The following is a 17,546-nucleotide window of genomic DNA, read 5'->3' on the forward strand; positions in this document are numbered from 1 at the left end:
GAACTCGCAAGCCTCAGCGGGCGAGGTGCCCGAGGGTCTCCGCGGCCCGCGTCTCCAACGGGCGGTAGCCGGACTGCGCGGCCAGCTTCGCCGCCGCTTCGCCGTGCGTGCGGGCCAGCTCCGCGTCGCCCAGAGCGAGCGCCGCTTCGGCCAGTCCGGTCAGCGCCGCCGCTTCGCACCACGTGAAGCTCGTCTCCCGCGCGATCTCCAACGCCGCCGCGAAGTGGGTGGCGGCGTCCGACGGGTCGCCGAGGCGCAAGCACGTCTCGCCCCACGCCGCCAGCGCCGAGGCCTCCGTACCCCGGTCGCCGATCCGCCGGGTCAGCTCCACCGCGTCTGCCGCGTCGGACAAAGCCCGGGTGGCGTCGCCGGCGCGGGACTCCAGCACCGCGCGGCCGGACAGGGCCGCCGCCTCGCCGTACTGGTAGCCCAGCTCGCGGTTCGCCGTCAGCGCCCGCTCGTAGAACGACGCTGCCACCGGGTCGCCGAGGTCGCGGTGCACGTGCCCGAGGTCGACCAGGACCACCGCCACGCTGAACTTCGCCCCGTCGCGCTCGGCGATCTCCAGCGCGCGGCCGAAGTGCGTCAAAGCTTCGGCCAGGTCGCCGACCTGGCCGCAGGCGAAACCGACGTTCGCCAGCGCCATCGTGACGCCCGGGATCGCGAGCTCTTCGCACAGCCGCAACGACTCCAGGCCGCACGCGATCGCCTCGTGCGGGTCGCCGAGGCGCTGGTGGACCGCGCTCAGGTTGTTGAGGACCGCCGCGCGGCCGGCGGGCCAGTCCGCCGCCAGGCCGTCGTGCAGGACGGTCGTCAGGTGCGCGCGGGCTTCGGCGTAGCGGCCGCTGTTGACGCCGGCGAGCGCGATCGACAGCCGCATCGCCGCCTGGGCCCGGCGCGCGCCCGCGGCTTCGGCGGCGGTCAGCGCGGTCGTGGCCGTGTCGATCCACTCCGTGTGGTGGCCGCGGTGGTGGAAGAACGCCCGGAGCGCGTCGGCGAGGTGCCACGCGTACTCGCGGGCCTCGGGGTGCTCGACGGCCGCGGCGAGGTTCGGCCACTCCGTGTCCAGCCAGTCGAGGGCGGCTTCCGTGCCGTCGAAGACGGGCGCAGGTTCGGGCCGGGGGAGGCGGAGGAAGTGCGGGATCAGCACGCGGCCCGCGGCGTCGGCCGCCGCGAGGTAGTGGTCGAACAGCCGGCGCCGCGCCGTCTCCTGATCCGCGGCCGGGTCGTCGGAGGCGGACCGGCTCGCCGCGTAGCTGCGCAGCAGGTCGTGGAAGCGGTAGCGGCCGGGCAGGTGCCGTTCGACGAGGTGGGCCGCGGCGAGGGCCTTGAGCAGCCGGGCCGCGTGGCTTTCGGTGACGCCGGCGAGCTCGGCCGCGACCGGCGCGGTGAACGTCTGCCCCGGCACCAGCGCGAGCCGCCGGAACAGCAGGCGGTGCTCGGCGGGCAGCGCCCGGTAGGACACCGAGAACGCCGTCGTCACCGCGCTTTCCTCGGCGCCGTCGACGCTCAGCCCGGCCAGCGGATCACCGCCGGCCAGCTCGCGGGCCAGCTCCGCGATCCCGGACGCCTCGCCGGCGCCCAGATTCGCCGCGGCCAGCCGCAGCGCCAGCGGGAGGTGCCCGCAGAGCCGGGCCAGCTCGGCCGCGGCGGCGGGCTCGGCGGCGACGGCGGCCGGGCCGAGCATCGTCTCCAGCAGCTGCCGGGCGTCGTCCGGCGGCAGCACGGACAGCGGCACCGCGCGGGCGCCGGTGCGGGCGATGAGGTCGCCGAGGCGCTGGCGGCTGGTGATCAGCACGGTGCCCGACGGCGGCAGCAGCGGCGTCACCTGCGCGCTGTCGCGGGCGTTGTCGAGCAGGACCAGCACCCGCCGGTCGGCCAGCAGCGAGCGCCACAGCGCCGTCCGCCCGTCCGGGTCGGGCGGGATCGCACGCGGGTCGGTGCCCAGCGCCCGCAGCAGCTGCGCGGCCGCGACGGCGGGTGTCAGCGGCTCGTGGTCGGGATCGAACCCGCGCAGGTCGAGGTAGAGCTGGCCGTCGGGGAACCGGTCGCGCACGCGGTGCGCCCACCGGACGGCGAGCGCGGTCTTGCCGACGCCCGCGGTGCCGGTGACCAGCCGGATGTCGGGCCCGGGGTCGCCGGCGGGCTCGTCGAGCCGGGCCAGGTCGGCGGCGCGGCCGGTGAAGCCGCGGACGTCGTGGGGGAGCTGGGCCGGGCGCACCGGCTCCGGTGGCGGCTCGGGCGCGACGTCGAGGGCGGGGTCGCCGGCCAGGATCGCGGCTTCCAGGCGGGTCAGCTCCGGGACCGGGTCGAGGCCCAGCTCGGCGGCCAGCCGGGCCCGCAGGCCGCGGAAAGCGGCGAGTGCGGCGTCGGTGCGGCCCTCGCGGTGCAGGGCGAGCATCAGCTGGCCGACGAACCGCTGCCGCAGCGGGTGCGCGGCGACGAGCTCGGTGAGTTCGGCCAGGACGGCGCGGCCCCGCCCCAGCCGCAGCTGCGCGTCGATCCGGTCCTCGAGCGCGCTCCACCGGGCCTCGTTCAGCCCGGCCAGCAGCCGCTCGGCGACATCGGGGTCGGCGGCGCCGGCGAGCGCGTCGCCCCGCCACAGCGCGAGCGCGTCGCCGAGCAGCGCGACGGCGGTCTCGTCGCCGGCCGCGCGGGCCCGCCGGACCAGCGCGGTGAAGCGGTGGACGTCGACCGCGTCCGGGGCGGCGCGCAGGACGTACCCGTGGCCTTCGGTGACCAGTTCGGGGCCGCCCGCGGCGCGGAAGACCGCGCGGATCCGGGAGACCAGCGCCTGGACGGTGCCGCGGGCGCTCGCCGGGGGATCGGCGGGCCAGAGCAGGTCGACGAGCCGGTCGCGCGACACCGGGCGGCCGGCGTCGAGGAGCAGCACGGCGAGCACGAGCCGCTGCTTGCGGGAGCCGAGGTCGACCGGGGCGCCGTCCGCCGTGGCCTCGACGGCGCCGAGGACGCGGAACTCCACCCGGTCACCTCCGTTCACCCGGCCGGGGCAAGGCGTGCAAGCGTACTGCAAGCTTTCTGCACGTGCGGTCCGCGATCCTGGCCGGGCTGCGGGACACCACCGGCGACGATGTCCACGCACCGGCTCGAACCGCCGGTGGAACGGCGGGTTCGGCTGTCGTTCCCCCGCGGCGGGAGCTGGGGGTAGGGCCACCCCGGCGACCCCTCCACGGTCGCCGGGGTGGCCCTTCGCGCGTTCAGCGGGCGGAGTCGTCGATCTGCACCGGGTACCCGGCCCGCAGCACGGCGACGGTGGCCGGCGGGGTGAGTACGGGGACGGTCCCTGCCCGGGGCAGCTTCCGCCTGGTGCCGTAACCCGCGGTCGTCCACTCCGTCAGCTGCCCGCCCACGACGAGTTCCGGGTGCCGGCCGCGGAGCACGAAGACGCCGTCGGGCAGCCCGGCCCACGGCAGTTCGTGCCGCCGCCGGAGGTGGGTGCCGCAGACCAGGCGTTCGGCGTGCAGCCGCCGGTTCATCCCGGCGGCCGACGGCGTGGCCGGGCCCGGCCACGCGTCGCGGTAGGCGGTGTAGGCCCGGCGGCGGCACTCCGCGCACGGCCGGTGCCCGGCGGCGAAGGAGACGGCCTCGTCGTGGAAGAACAGGTGCGTGTACCGGTTCGGCAGCCACTGCTCCCGCCACCGGCCGCGGAACTCGAGCGCGCAGGTGATCCACAGGTCGCCGGCGTGGAAGCGGACGATCTCGTGGCCGTCGTGCAGGACGCCCCGGTTGCCGGTCCACGCACCCCGCCGGGGGACGTCGACGACGTCGCCGGTCGGCGTCACGCGGTTGCGCACCAGGTCACCGCCCCGTTCCGGTGGCGGCGCACGCGGGCGCACCGCAGAATGCGCGCATGCAGCCGACGGTCGTCCGGGTGGCGCGCCTGACCGACCCGGCCGGGCCCGCCGACGGCACGCGCGTGCTCGTGGAGCGCCTGTGGCCCCGCGGCACCGCACGCACGGCGGTGGTCCTGGACGGCTGGTACCGCGGCCTGGCCCCGTCCGACGACCTGCGCACCTGGTACGGCCACGATCCGGAGCGGTTCGCGGAGTTCGCCGAGCGGTACCGCGCGGAGCTGCTCGAGCCGGACTGCGCGGAGGCGCTGGGGCGGCTGCGGGAACTGGCCGCGGCGGGCCCGCTGACGCTGCTGACGGCGAGCGGCTCGCCCTCCATCAGCCAGGCGGCGGTGCTGGCGGGGCTGCTCACCGGCGAGGGGTGAGGCGACTCCGGCGGAGCCGCTGCCGCGGTTTCGCCGGCGCCCCGAGGGCTGCGGGCGGCCGGTCGTCATGAGCCGGTCCCGGCCGTCTTGCCGGTCGCGGTCGTCGTGATCGTCGCCGTCGCGGTGCCCAGCGTGTCGTGCCGCGCGGTCAGCACCAGCGTCCCCGGCGGGCCCGCGAACGGCCGGACCCACACCGCCGCCGCGCCGCCCGTCGCACCGAAGTCGAGCTTCGCGTCCCCGATCAGCTCGCCCAGACCCGCCAGCGCCACCGAAACCGCCCCGGTCGTCCCCGCGCGGACCGTCCCGAACCGGTCGGTCGCCGCGATCACCACGCGGGTCGCGTCGCCGCCGTCCGCGCGCAACGACGGGTCGTCCGGCGTGCAGCCGAGCACGTCCCGGCTCCGGTCGCCGCTGAACCGGCGGCTGACCACCAGTCGCCCGCCGGCGTACCCGTCGATGCGCAGCTGCGGCCGCTGCCCGCGCGGGACCACCAGGTCCACCGCGAACGGCGGGTGTGGCAGGTGCGGGAAGTCCGCCCGGCGGCTGCGCGCGTCGCCCACCGGACGGTCGTCGAGGAACACCGCCAGCCGGTCGCAGTTCGACCAGATCGTCGCACCGCGGCCCGGCCCGGCCGGCTGGGCGGTGAAGTCCCAGTCGAACCCGGGCTCGGCGACCGCCCGCACGTCCGGCGGCCCCTGCGACGCGTAGAACGCCGCCGCGGGCTTCGCGATCCGGAAGATGTCGGCCACCCCCGCGAACTTCGAGCCGCCGACCGAGCGCTGCCAGCCCGACGGGTAGTCGAACGCGCACCACGCCAGCAACCCGCAGTAGCGGTCGTCCGCGGCGGCCAGGTCGTGGGCCTTCGCGTGCAGTTCCGCCTGCAGCTGGCGGGTCGCGGGCGGGTCGGTGCGGCGGTAGGCGCGGACGCCGGCGAGCGTCCCGATCGCCTCCGTCACCAGGTAGGGCACCCCCGGCTGCGGCGGGCGCAGCCGGAACGGTGCTCCGCGGCGCGCGGTGTAGTCGTTGTACGCCAGGATTTCGACGTCGCCGCCGGCGTACCGGGCGCCGGTCGTGCTGGCCAGCGCGCCGCTCGTCGGCCGCGACGGGTCCAGCTGCTTCGCCAGCCGCCCGGTCTTGGCGTACATCGCGGTCGTGCCGTTGGCCTCGTTGACCCGCGTGCCCCACACGACGACGCTCGGGTGGTTGCGGTCGCGCACGACCATGGCGGCGACGTCCTGGAGGTTCCGCCGCTGCCAGGCGTCGTCCCCGACGTGCCCCCAGCCCGGGATCTCCTCCCACACCAGCAGGCCCAGCTCGTCGCAGGCGTCGAGGAACGCGCTCGACTGCGGGTAGTGCGAGCACCGGACCATCGTGCAGTTCAGCTCGCGGCGCAGGATCTCCGCGTCGCGGCGCTGCACGCGGTCCGGCATCGCGCCGCCGGCGAACGGGTACCACTGGTGGCGGTTGAGGCCGAACAGCTTGAGCCGCCTGCCGTTGAGGAAGAAGCCGTCCGGGGTGAAGCGGGCCTCGCGAAACCCGGTCCGCACCGTGCGCCGGTCGAGCACCGCGGCCCCGGCCCGGACGGTCACCACGACGTCGCACAACGCCGGATCCGCGACGTCCCACAGCCGGACGCCGTCGAGCCCGCGGACGTCGAGCTCGACCGCCGTCCCGCCCGCCGGCATCGACGCGGACCCGCGCGCCAGCTCCCGGCCCGCCTGCCGCACCGAAGCGGTCACCTCGGCGGGCACAGCCCTTTCGAGCTCGCACCGCACGTGCAGCGACCGGCCGGGGGAGAGCACGTCGACCGGGCACGCGAAGACGTCGGTGATCCGGGTGCGCGGCACGGTGCCGATCGTGGCCGGGCGGTAGATCCCGGCCGGCTGGTAGAAGTCGAGCACCGCCGGGCTCGCCCCGGGCAGGTTGGGCGGGACGTCCAGCGCCCACCGCCCGTCGACGACCACGGCGAGGGTGTTGTCGCCTTCGGCAACCCCGGGCAGCTCGACCTCGAACGGGAGGTAGCCGCCGTCGTGGGAGGCGACGAACGTGCCGTTGAGGTAGACCGCCGCGTTCGTCATGACGCCGTCGAAGCGCGCCCGGTACCGTCCGGCCGTGGTCGCCGTGAAGTGCTTGCGGTAGATCCACCGGTCCTGCCACGACGCCGGGTCCCAGCCGGTCCAGGACAGCGGCGCCACGCAGTGGGGGAGCTGCACGGGATCGAGGCCGGCCTCGTCGAACCCGGCGTCGGTGCAGCCGTCGGCGTACCGCCCGAACAGCCAGAAATCGGTCAGCAGCCCGGAATCCGGGCCGGGCGCGGCGAGCCCGGCCGACCCCGCGACGACGGCGCCCAGCAGCGCGGCTCCGCCCGCGGCGAGGAACCCGCGCCGCGAAAGCCGCCGCTCGTCGCCGGCCATGACGACCTCCGTAAGCCGCGGGGCGTGGTCCGCCCGATCATGCTTCTCCCCCTGTGAATCAGGCGTGGGGCCCCGCGGGTTACACGCGATGGCCGGGAACGCCGGGCTGCGCCCCCGCGGCAAGCCTGCAGGGCCCACCCGGGCTCGCGGCTCAGCGCAGCGTCGAAGCGCGCACCACCAGTTCCGGCGTGAACACCACCTGCCGGTGCTCGTGGTTCGGCTCGCTGGTCTCCGCCAGCAGCAGCTCCGCGGCCGTCCGGCCCAGCCGGCGGCGGGGCTGGCGGACCGACGTCAGCGGCACGGCGGCCGCCGCGGCGAACTCGATGTCGTCGTAGCCCACGATCGCCAGGTCGTCCGGGACGCCCATGCGCAGGTTCGCGCAGGTCTGCAGCAGCCCGAGCGCGACCAGGTCGTTGGCGCAGAACGCGGCGGTCGGGCGGACCGCGGCGGGCAGGCCCGCCAGCCGTTCGCCGGCGCCGCGGCCGTCGGCCACGGTCAGCGCCGCCGTCGTCAGGTCGACCAGGTGGTCCGGAGCGAGGCCCGCGGCGTCCAGCGCCTTCAGCGCGCCGAGCCGCCGGTCGCGGACCTGGCCCACCGTCGTGTGGTTGCCGATGAACGCGATCCGCTCGTGCCCCTGCTCGATCAGGTGCCGCACGGCGATCTCGCCGCCGTAGACGTCGTCGACCGCGACCGAGCAGTGCGTGGTGCCGCCGGGGGTGCGGTCGACGACGACCACCGGCGTGCCGCGGCGCGCGATCTCGTGCAGCAGCGGGGCGTCCGGGTCGACCGGCGTGATGAGGATGCCTTGCACGCGCTGCTGTTCCAGGCGCCCGAGGTAGGCCGCCTCCCGGGATGGCTGGTGCGCGCTGTTGCAGAGGAACAGCGAGAGGTCGCCCGCGTCGGCGGCGTCTTCCATGCCGGCGGCGACGTCGGTGAAGAACGGGTTGCTGCCGTCGAGCATGACGTAGGCCAGCACGCGGCTGCGCCCGGCGCGCAGCTGCCGCGCGGATTCGTTGCGCACGAAGCGGAGTTCGGCCATCGCGGCCTCGACCTTCGCGCGGGTCGCGGGGCTGACGCGGTCGGGCCGGTTGAGCACGTTCGACACCGTGCCGAGGGAGACGCCGGCCGCCGCGGCGACGTCCTTGATGCCCGCGGCTCTCGGCTCGGCACCGGACTCCTGGACCGTCATGGGACCCCCTCATTGAAACGTAATATCGCCACGAACTATCGGCGGACGAAGACGTTCGGCCACGGTTCGGCCGATTCATTGACTTGCTTCTCCGTCGCATAGTAGCGTCACCGCGCCAGGTTTGTGAAACCTTTCAATCCGGAGGTCGCGATGACGCGGCAGGACCCGGGCGCAGCCCCTCTGCTGGAGGTGCGCGGCGTGACCAAGTCGTTCGGCGCCGTCGCGGCGGTCGCCGGCGTGAGCTTCGGCCTGTACGCCGGCGAAGCCCACGCGCTGGTGGGGGAGAACGGCGCCGGCAAGTCCACGATCGTCAAGATGCTCGCCGGGGTGCACAAGCCCGAGGACGGCACGTTGCTCATGGACGGCCGTCCGGTGGAGTTCGGCTCGCCGGCCGACGCCAAGGCCGCCGGCATCGCGGTGATCTACCAGGAACCGACGCTCTTCCCCGACCTTTCGGTCGCGGAAAACATCGTGATGGGCCGCCACCCCCGCGCCGGCTTCGGCCGGATCGACCGGGCCGCGATCCGCGCCGAGGCCGAGCGCCTCTTCTCCCGCCTCGGCGTCCGGATCGACCCGGCCCGCCCCGCGCGCGGCCTCTCCATCGCCGACCAGCAGATCGTCGAGATCGCCAAGGCGCTCAGCGCCGACGCCCGCGTGCTGGTCATGGACGAACCGACCGCCGCGCTGACCCAGATCGAAGTCGAGCGGCTCTTCACCGTCGCCCGCACGCTGCGCCAGGAAGGCGCGGCCATCATGTTCATCTCCCACCGCTTCGAGGAGATCACCGAGCTCTGCCAGCGCGTCACGATCATGCGCGACGGCAAGCACGTCTCCACCGACCCGCTCGACGACGTCACCGTCGACGAGATGGTGAAGCGGATGGTCGGGCGCGACCTCGACGCGCTGTTCCCCAAGCAGGACGTCGAACCCGGCGCGGTCGTGCTCGAAGTCGAGGGCCTGGCCCGCGACGGCGTCTTCCGCGACATCTCCTTCTCCGTGCGGGCGGGCGAGATCGTGGCGTTCGCCGGGCTCGTCGGCTCCGGGCGCTCCGAGGTCGTCCAGGCCGTCTTCGGGGTCGACGAGCGCGACGCGGGCGTGGTGAAGGTGAGCGGCAAGAAGCTCAAACCGCACTCGTCGCGGGCCGCGATGGGCGCCGGAATGGCGCTCGTCCCCGAAGACCGCCGCCAGCAGGGCCTGATCATGGACCTGTCGATCGAGCGGAACGTGACGCTGCCGCGCTCCCGCGCGCTTTCGAAGCTCGGTTTCCTGACCGGCGCGAGCGAGCGTCAGGAAGCCCGCCGCTGGACCGAGCGCCTGCGCACCAAGTACCGCCGCCTCGGCGACCCCGTCGGGACGCTCTCGGGCGGCAACCAGCAGAAGGTCGTCCTCGCCAAGTGGCTCGCGATGGCGCCGAAGGTGCTGATCGTGGACGAGCCGACCCGCGGCATCGACGTCGGCACGAAGGCCGAGGTGCACCGGCTGATGTCGGCGCTGGCCGCCGAAGGCGTCGCCATCGTCATGGTCTCCTCGGAACTGCCCGAGGTGCTCGGCATGGCCGACCGCGTCCTCGTGATGCGGGAAGGCCGGATCGTGGCCGAGCTCCCGCGCGCCGACGCGACCGAGGACGCCGTCATGTTCGCCGCGATGGGGCAGGGAGCCGCCGCATGACCGCGACCAAGGAGGCACCGGTGACCAGGGACCCGGCCGTCCACTCCGGACGATCGTGGACCGCGAACGTCTTCAAGGCGCGCGAATCCGGCATCGTCCTCGCCCTGATCGTCCTCGTGGCGTTCACCGCGACGCAGAACTCCCGGTTCCTGTCCGGGCAGAGCATCCGCGACATCCTGCTGGGCACCGCGATCCTGGCCGTGCTGGCCGTCGGCCAGGCGGTCGTGATGATCACCCGCAACATCGACCTGTCGGTCGGCTCGGTGCTCGGCCTGTCGGCGTTCGCGGTCGGCACGCTGATGAAGGACCACCCGGGCCTGCCGGTGCTCGTCGCCGTGCTGGTCGGCCTCGCCGTCGGCGCGGTGTGCGGGCTGCTCAACGGCGCGCTCGTGCGGTTCGGCCAGGTGCCCGCGCTGGTCGTCACGCTGGGCACGCTCTACGCCTACCGCGGCGTCAGCTACTTCTGGGCCGGCGGCCGGCAGATCAACGCGGACAAGCTCCCGGCGTCCTTTTTGGACTTCGGCACGGCGTCGGTGCTCGGCGTGCCGTGGCTGGTCCTGATCGCGCTGCTGGTGCTGGTGCTCGCCGGGATCGTGCTGCGCGGCTACCCGGCCGGGCGCCAGCTGTACGCGATGGGCTCGAGCCCGCAGGCCGCGCAGCTGGCCGGCATCCGGGTCGGCCGCAACACCATCGCCGCGTTCCTCGTCAGCGGCGCCCTCGCCGGGCTCGCCGGTGTCCTGTTCGCGGCCCGCTTCGGCACCGTGGACGCGGCCGCCGGCACCGGCTACGAGCTGAACGTCGTCGCCGCGGCCGTCGTCGGCGGGGTCGCGGTGTTCGGCGGCAGCGGCTCGGTCTGGGGCGCCGGCCTCGGCGCGCTCCTGCTGACCGTCATCGGCAGCGCGCTCGCCGTGCTCGACATCAACCAGTTCTGGCAGCAGGCGATCGTCGGCGCGCTGATCCTGCTCGCCATCGGCGCCGACCGGCTCGTCGCGGTGCGGGTCGCCAAGGCACTGAAGAAGAGGGATTCCCATGTCTGACCAGGGGAACCGGCTCGGCAGGCTGCTCAGCTGGGACGCCGCCGTCGTGCTCGTGACGGTGATCGTCCTGATCGTGGCCTCCGGCGCCGTCGAGAACTTCGGCACCAGCCGCAACTTCACCTTCCTGCTGCTCGACCTGCTCCCGATCGCGCTGGTCGCGCTGCCGATGACGTTCATCATCGTCACCGGCGAAATCGACCTGTCGGTGGCGAGCACGCTCGGGCTGACGTCCGCGGTGATGGGCTCGCTGTGGGACGCGGGGCTGTCGATCGAGACGATCATCCCGCTGTGCATCGTGCTCGGCGCGGTCCTCGGCGCGCTGAACGGCTTCTTCGTCACCGTGCTGAAACTGCCTTCGCTCGCCGTCACCATCGGCACCCTGGCGCTCTACCGCGGCCTGGCGTTCGTGGTGCTCGGCGACGGCGCGGTCGCCGACTTCCCGCGGGACTACACGAGCTGGGTCACCGGGACCATCGGCGACGGCCCGGTCCCGAACGTCCTGATCCCGCTGGTCGTGGTGGCGCTGGTCTTCGGCGTCGTGCTGCACGCGACCCCGGTCGGCCGGGGTGTCTTCGCGGCCGGCGCCGGCGAGCAGGCGGCCCGGTTCGCCGGCATCCGCACCGGGCGGCTCAAGTTCTGGCTGTACGTCGTGAGCGGCGCGGTCGCCGGGCTCGCCGGGGTGCTGTGGACCCTGCGCTACTCCAGCGCCCGCGCCGACAACGGCTTCGGCCTCGAACTCGCCGTCGTGGCCGCCGTGCTCCTCGGCGGCGTGTCCATCTTCGGCGGCAAGGGCACGCTGCCCGGCGTGCTCGCCGGGGTGGTCCTGCTGGCGTCCCTGCAGAACGCGCTGCGCCTGCAGGACGTGTCCAACGAGGCCCTCAACATCGTGACCGGCGTGCTCCTCATCGTGTCGGTCCTGCTCCCCAACATCGTGACTTCGGCCCGCACGGCAGTGCGGCGCCGTCGGCAGGTAACTCCGGAAAGGTGACGAAGATGTCCCGACGGTTCCTCAGCGGCGCGGTGTCGGCCGGGCTGGTGCTGGTCCTGGCCGCCTGCAGCGGCACGACCAAGAACGACAACGCCGGTTCCGGCGCGCAGCAGTCCACCGCGGCGGCGAACCCGAACGCCGCGGCGCAGGAGGGCGTCAAGATGGCGTTCCTGCCCAAGCAGCTCAACAACCCCTACAGCGACATCGAGGTCAGCGGCGGCAAGGACGCGCTGGCCGAGCTGAAGGGCGAGTACAAGCTGGTCGGGCCGAACGACGCCAGCGCGTCGTCGCAGGTCAGCTACATCAACACGCTGATCCAGCAGCAGCAGGACGTCATCGGCATCGCCGCGAACGACCCGAACGCCGTCTGCCCGTCGCTCAACCAGGCCCGCAGCGCCGGCATCAAGATCGTCGCGTTCGACTCCGACGCGGCGAAGGACTGCCGCGACGTCTTCATCAACCAGGCCACCACGCAGGGCATCGGCGAGGCGCTGGCCAAGCAGGCGAAGGACCTCTCCGGCGGGTCCGGCGAGATCGCGGTCCTGTCCGCGACGCCGAACGCCACGAACCAGAACGCCTGGATCGAGGTGCTCAAGAAGGAACTGGCGAAGCCGGAGTACGCGAACATCAAGCTGGACAAGGTCGCCTACGGCAACGACGACGACCAGAAGTCGTTCCAGGAGGCCCAGGGCCTGCTGCAGTCGTTCCCGAACCTCAAGGTGATCGTCTCGCCGACCACCGTGGGCATCGCGGCCGCCGCGCGGTACGTCAGCTCGTCGAGCTACAAGGGCAAGGTCGCGGTGACCGGCCTGGGTACGCCGAACCAGATGCGCGCGTTCGTCAAGGACGGCACCGTCAAGCAGTTCGCGCTGTGGAACCCGGCCGACATCGGCTACCTCGCCGCGTACGCCGGGGTCGCGCTCAAGTCGGGCCAGATCACCGGCAAGGAAGGCGAGAAGTTCAAGGCGGGCAAGCTCGGCGACTACACGATCGGGGCGAGCGGTGAGATCGTCCTCGGCCCGCCGACGACGTTCGACGCGAACAACATCGACAAGTTCAACTTCTGATGCCACGGTACTGCTTCTGCCTCCAGGTCAAGCCCGACCGGATGACCGCGTACGCCGAGCGGCACCGGGCGGTGTGGCCCGAGATGCGGCAGGCCCTGCACGACACCGGCTGGCGCAACTATTCGCTGTTCCTCCGCGGCGACGGCCTGCTGATCGGGTACGTCGAGGCGGACGACCTCGAAGCCGCGCGGGCCGCCATGGCGAAGACCGACGTCAACACCCGCTGGCAGGCGGAAATGGCGGAGTTCTTCACCGGCCTCGATGGTGGTCCGCCGGATGCGGGGTTCCAGCTGCTCGACGAGGTCTTCCACCTCGACGTCCGGGAAGGACAGTGATCGCCGTGGATGTCAAACAGGCCCTGCGGGCCCAGCGCATCGAGACGCCGTCGTGGGCGTACGCGAATTCGGGCACCCGGTTCAAGGTGTTCCCGCAACCCGGCGTCCCGAGGACGGCGGAGGAGAAGATCGCCGACGCGGCGACCGTGCACCGGTTCACCGGGGTCGCGCCGAGCGTGGCGCTGCACATCCCGTGGGACCGCGTCGACGACTTCGGCGCCCTGACCGCGTACGCGCGGGACCTGGGCATCGAGATCGGCGCCATCAACACCAACGTCTTCCAGGACGAGGACTACAAGCTCGGCTCGGTCACCAACCCCGACGCGGGGATCCGCCGCAAGGCGACCGACCACCTCCTGGAAGCCATCTCCATCATGGACGCGACCGGGTCGCGGGACCTGAAGCTGTGGTTCTCCGACGGCATCAACTACCCGGGCCAGGACGACATCCGGGACCGCCAGGACCGGCTCGCGGCGGCGTTGAAGGAGACCTACGACCGGCTCGGCCCGGACCAGCGGATGCTGCTGGAATACAAACTCTTCGAGCCCGCGTTCTACGCCACCGACGTCCCGGACTGGGGCACGTCGTACGCGCACTGCGTCGAGCTGGGGGAGAAGGCGACGGTGTGCATCGACACCGGCCACCACGCCCCCGGCACGAACATCGAGTTCATCGTGGCGTTCCTGCTGCGGGCCGGGAAGCTGGGCGCGTTCGACTTCAACTCCCGCTTCTACGCCGACGACGACCTGATGGTCGGCGCGGCGGACCCGTTCCAGCTGTTCCGGATCATGTACGAGATCGTCCGCGGCGAAGCACTCGATCCGTCGTACGGGATCGCGTTCATGCTCGACCAGTGCCACAACATCGAGGCCAAGATCCCGGCGATCATCCGGTCGGTGATGAACGTCCAGGAGGCGACGGCCAAGGCGCTGCTGGTGGACCGGACCGCGTTGCGCGCGGCGCAGCAGGCCGGGAACGTCCTCGAGGCCAACGCCGTGCTGATGGACGCCTACAACACCGACGTCCGGCCGCTGCTGGGCGAGCTGCGCGCCGACGCCGGGCTCGACCCGGACCCGGTCGCGGCCTACCACCGCAGCGGGTACCAGGAAAAGATCGTGGCCGAGCGCGCCGGCGGCACGCAGGCCGGGTGGGGAGCATGAGCATGACCGTCCCGGAAGAACTCGTCGCGCGCAGCAACGCGCTCGGCGCCGACCCCCGGAACACCAACTACGCCGGCGGGAACACCTCCGCCAAGGGCACCGCGGTCGACCCGGTCACCGGCACCCCCGCGGAACTGCTGTGGGTCAAGGGGTCCGGCGGCGACCTCGGCACGCTGACCGAGGCCGGGCTCGCGGTGCTGCGGCTGGACCGGCTGCGGTCCCTCGTGGACGTCTACCCGGGCGTCGAGCGCGAGGACGAGATGGTCGCCGCGTTCGACTACTGCCTGCACGGCCGGGGCGGCGCGGCGCCGTCGATCGACACGGCGATGCACGGTCTCGTGGACGCCGGCCACGTCGACCACCTGCACCCGGACTCGGGCATCGCGCTGGCCACCGCGGCCGACGGCCCCGCGCTGACGAAGGAGTGCTTCGGCGACCGGGTCGCGTGGGTGGACTGGCGCCGGCCGGGCTTCCAGCTGGGCCTGGACATCGCCGCGGTCAAGGCGGCGAACCCGCAGGCCATCGGCGTGATCCTCGGCGGGCACGGCATCACCGCCTGGGGCGCGACTTCGGAGGAGTGCGAGCGCAACTCCCTGGAGATCATCCGGACGGCAGAGGAGTTCCTCGCCTCCCGCGGTGCGCCGGAGCCGTTCGGGCCGGTCGTACCCGGGTTCGAGGCGCTGCCGGAGGCCGGGCGGCACGCGCGCGCCGCGGCGCTGGCGCCGGTGATCCGCGGGCTGGCCTCGACCGACCAGCGCGTGCTCGGCCACTACACCGACAGCGACGTCGTGCTGGAGTTCCTGGCCCGCGAGAAGCTCGGACCGCTCGCCGCGCTCGGGACGTCGTGCCCGGACCACTTCCTGCGCACGAAGGTCCGGCCGCTGGTGCTGGACCTGCCCGCGACCGCGCCGCTGGACGACGTCGTCGCGCGGCTGAAGGAACTGCACGCCTCCTACCGCACGGAGTACGCCGCCTACTACGAGCGGCACGCGGTCGCCGGTTCGCCCGCGATGCGAGGCGCGGACCCGGCGATCGTGCTGGTGCCCGGCGTCGGGATGTTCTCCTTCGGCCGCGACCAGCAGACCGCGCGGGTGGCGGGGGAGTTCTACGTCAACGCCATCAACGTGATGCGCGGGGCCGAGGCCGTCTCGTCGTACGCGCCGATCCCGGAGAGCGAGAAGTTCCGGATCGAGTACTGGGCGCTGGAAGAGGCGAAGCTGCGGCGGATGCCGAAGCCCAAGCCCCTGGCCGGGCGGATCGCGCTGGTGACCGGGGCCGGGTCGGGCATCGGCAAGGCCATCGCCGTCCGGCTCGCGGCCGAGGGCGCCTGCGTGGCCATCGCCGACCTGAACGCTTCGGCCGCCGCCGAAGCCGCCGCGGAGACCGGCGGCATCGCGGTGACCGCGGACGTCACCGACGCCGCCGCGGTCCAGGCCGCGGTGGACGCGACCGTGCTCGCCTTCGGCGGGCTCGACCTGGTGGTCAACAACGCCGGGCTGTCGATTTCGAAGCCGCTGCTGGAAACCACCGAACGCGACTGGGACCTCCAGCACGACGTCATGGCGAAGGGGTCGTTCCTGGTCGCCCGTGCCGCGGCGAAGGTGATGATCGACCAGGGCATCGGCGGGGACATCGTCTACATCTCGTCGAAGAACGCGGTGTTCGCCGGCCCCAACAACGTCGCCTACGGGGCCGCGAAGGCCGACCAGGCCCACCAGGTGCGGCTGCTGGCCGCCGAGCTCGGCGGGTACGGGATCCGCGTCAACGGCGTGAACCCCGACGGCGTCGTCCAGGGTTCGGGCATCTTCGCCGGGGGCTGGGGCGCCCAGCGCGCCGCCGTCTACGGCGTCCCGGAGGAGAAGCTGGGCGAGTTCTACGCCCAGCGCACGATCCTCAAGCGCGAGGTGCTGCCCGAGCACGTCGCGGCCGCGGTGTTCGCCCTGACCGGCGGCGACCTCACCCACACCACCGGCCTGCACGTGCCGGTGGACGCCGGGGTGGCCGCCGCGTTCCTGCGCTAGGAGAGCCGATGACCCTCGATCGCATCACGCCGCGCCAGACCCGGGTCGGGCTCGTCTCCGGCGGGCTCGGCGCGTACTGGCCGCAGTTCCCTTCGCTGCTGCCCCAGCTGGAGGCGTCGGCGCGCCGCGTCTCTTCGCGACTGTCCGAACTGGACTGCGAGGTCGTCGACGCCGGGTTCGTCTCGGACGCGGCCGAAGGCGCGGCCGCGGCGGAGAAGCTGCGCGTCGCCGGGTGCGACCTGATCATCGGGTTCCTCACCACGTACCTGACGTCCAGCATGCTGGCCCCGGTCGCGCAGCGCTCGGGCGCGCCGGTGCTGCTGCTCAACCTGCAGCCCACCGAGTCGATGGACCACGAGTCCTTCGACACCGGCGCCTGGCTCGCCTACTGCGGTGCGTGCCCGCTGCCGGAGATGGCCAACGCGTTCCGCCGGCTGGGCGTCGAATTCCGTTCGGTGTCCGGGTACCTGGAAGATCCGCGGGCGTGGACCCGCATCGAACGCTGGATCAAGGCGGCCGGCGTGCGGGCGGCGCTGCGCCACGGCCGCCACGGCCTGCTCGGGCACCTCTACCCGGGCATGATGGACGTCTCCACCGACCCGACCCTGGTCTCGGCCCAGCTCGGCGGGCACGTCGAGATCCTCGAGGTCGACGACCTGCGGGTGCGCGTCGAGAAGGTGTCCGACGACGAGACGGCCGCCCGGGTCGCGCTGGCGTGCGACGTGTTCACCGTGGACGAGTCCGTCGTGGACGAAGACTTCGCCTGGGGCGCCCGGGTTTCCGTGGCGCTCGACCGGCTCGTCGAAGACTTCTCGCTGGATTCGCTGGCGTACTACCACCGCGGCCTCGACGGCGAGACCCACGAACGCGTCGGCGCCGGCTTCATCCTCGGCGCGTCGCTGCTCACCGCGCGCGGCATCCCCGCGGTCGGCGAGTACGAGCTGCGCACGTCACTGGCGATGCTGATCATGGACCGGCTCGGCGCTGGCGGCTCGTTCACCGAGCTGCAGGCGCTGAACTTCCACGACGGCGTCGTCGAAATGGGCCACGACGGCCCGGCGCACCTCGGGATCAGCGCCCGCAAGCCGCTGCTGCGCGGCCTCGGCGTCTACCACGGCAAGCGCGGCTGGGGCGTGTCGGTGGAGTTCGACGTCAAGCCGGGCCCGGTCACGCTGTGCGGCCTCGGGCAGCGGCGCGACGGGACGTTCTCGCTCATCGCGTCCGAGGGCACGGTCGTGCCCGGGCCGTTGCTGCGCATCGGCAACACGACCTCCCGCGTCGACTTCGGCTGCGACCCGGGGGAGTGGACCGACGCGTGGTCGGCCAGCGGCATCGCCCACCACTGGGCGCTGGGCACCGGCCACCGCGTCGCCGAGCTGACGGCGGTCGCGGACCTGCTCAGCCTGGAGCTGACGGTGGTGCGCCCGTGA

Annotated in this window: 13 protein-coding genes; 9 read left to right on the top strand and 4 right to left on the bottom strand. The window is 73.3% G+C overall.

Translation table 11 applies throughout. The annotated features are described in order from the left end of the window. Positions 1-13: 13 nt before the first annotated feature. Both ACLJQM_RS21030 and ACLJQM_RS21035 read right to left on the bottom strand, forming a co-directional pair. A complete protein-coding gene (locus ACLJQM_RS21030; protein WP_410632468.1) occupies positions 14-2,983 on the bottom strand; it encodes a BTAD domain-containing putative transcriptional regulator in 2,970 nt (989 codons plus the stop codon). 235 nt (positions 2,984-3,218) lie between these two features. Further along, entirely contained in the window at positions 3,219-3,815 is a 597-nt protein-coding gene (locus tag ACLJQM_RS21035) for a hypothetical protein (protein WP_410632469.1), read from the bottom strand. Positions 3,816-3,871: 56 nt separating this feature from the next. Between ACLJQM_RS21035 and ACLJQM_RS21040 the strand changes: the two genes are divergently transcribed. After that, positions 3,872-4,237 (top strand): DUF488 domain-containing protein, encoded by a 366-nt coding sequence (locus tag ACLJQM_RS21040; RefSeq protein ID WP_410632470.1) that lies wholly within the window; start codon positions 3,872-3,874, stop codon positions 4,235-4,237. Between the two features lie 65 nt (positions 4,238-4,302). Here ACLJQM_RS21040 and ACLJQM_RS21045 read toward each other — a convergent pair whose 3' ends face one another. Together ACLJQM_RS21045 and ACLJQM_RS21050 are read right to left on the bottom strand one after the other, a co-directional pair. After that, a complete protein-coding gene (locus ACLJQM_RS21045) occupies positions 4,303-6,651 on the bottom strand; it encodes a glycoside hydrolase family 2 TIM barrel-domain containing protein (RefSeq protein ID WP_410632471.1) in 2,349 nt (782 codons plus the stop codon). A gap of 151 nt (positions 6,652-6,802) precedes the next feature. Beyond that, entirely contained in the window at positions 6,803-7,840 is a 1,038-nt protein-coding gene (locus tag ACLJQM_RS21050) for a LacI family DNA-binding transcriptional regulator (protein ID WP_410632472.1), read from the bottom strand. 150 nt (positions 7,841-7,990) lie between these two features. Here ACLJQM_RS21050 and ACLJQM_RS21055 point away from each other — a divergent pair, with 150 nt between their 5' ends. Genes ACLJQM_RS21055 through ACLJQM_RS21090 form a run of 8 tightly spaced genes read left to right on the top strand, consistent with a single transcriptional unit; the run spans position 7,991 to position 17,546 of the window. Further along, positions 7,991-9,508: a sugar ABC transporter ATP-binding protein gene (locus ACLJQM_RS21055; protein WP_410632473.1), complete on the top strand. Its 1,518-nt coding sequence runs from the start codon at positions 7,991-7,993 to the stop codon at positions 9,506-9,508. Beyond that, positions 9,505-10,545 carry an ABC transporter permease gene (locus tag ACLJQM_RS21060; RefSeq protein WP_360768840.1) on the top strand — a complete coding sequence of 347 codons (1,041 nt, stop codon included), beginning with the start codon at positions 9,505-9,507 and terminating at the stop codon, positions 10,543-10,545. The genes ACLJQM_RS21055 and ACLJQM_RS21060 overlap by 4 nt, the downstream gene beginning before the upstream one ends. Next, complete coding sequence (locus tag ACLJQM_RS21065) at positions 10,538-11,533, top strand: ABC transporter permease (protein ID WP_410632474.1); 996 nt, start codon at positions 10,538-10,540, stop codon at positions 11,531-11,533. Before ACLJQM_RS21060 ends, ACLJQM_RS21065 begins: the two co-directional genes overlap by 8 nt. A gap of 5 nt (positions 11,534-11,538) precedes the next feature. Continuing rightward, positions 11,539-12,600, top strand: a complete 1,062-nt coding sequence (gene rhaS, locus ACLJQM_RS21070) for a rhamnose ABC transporter substrate-binding protein (RefSeq protein ID WP_410632475.1) — start codon at positions 11,539-11,541, stop codon at positions 12,598-12,600. Further along, complete coding sequence (locus ACLJQM_RS21075; RefSeq protein ID WP_410632476.1) at positions 12,600-12,935, top strand: L-rhamnose mutarotase; 336 nt, start codon at positions 12,600-12,602, stop codon at positions 12,933-12,935. Before rhaS ends, ACLJQM_RS21075 begins: the two co-directional genes overlap by 1 nt. Continuing rightward, on the top strand, positions 12,932-14,095 hold the full coding sequence (gene rhaI, locus ACLJQM_RS21080) for an L-rhamnose isomerase (protein ID WP_410632477.1): 1,164 nt from the start codon (positions 12,932-12,934) through the stop codon (positions 14,093-14,095). The genes ACLJQM_RS21075 and rhaI overlap by 4 nt, the downstream gene beginning before the upstream one ends. Before the next feature lie 2 nt (positions 14,096-14,097). Then, positions 14,098-16,116: a bifunctional aldolase/short-chain dehydrogenase gene (locus ACLJQM_RS21085; RefSeq protein ID WP_410632554.1), complete on the top strand. Its 2,019-nt coding sequence runs from the start codon at positions 14,098-14,100 to the stop codon at positions 16,114-16,116. Positions 16,117-16,124: 8 nt separating this feature from the next. Beyond that, the gene (locus ACLJQM_RS21090; RefSeq protein ID WP_410632478.1) at positions 16,125-17,546 is read left to right on the top strand and encodes an arabinose isomerase; all 1,422 of its coding nucleotides are present in this window, start codon (positions 16,125-16,127) and stop codon (positions 17,544-17,546) included.

This window comes from Amycolatopsis sp. cmx-4-83 (assembly GCF_046548815.1).
Lineage (GTDB): Bacteria > Actinomycetota > Actinomycetes > Mycobacteriales > Pseudonocardiaceae > Amycolatopsis > Amycolatopsis pretoriensis_A.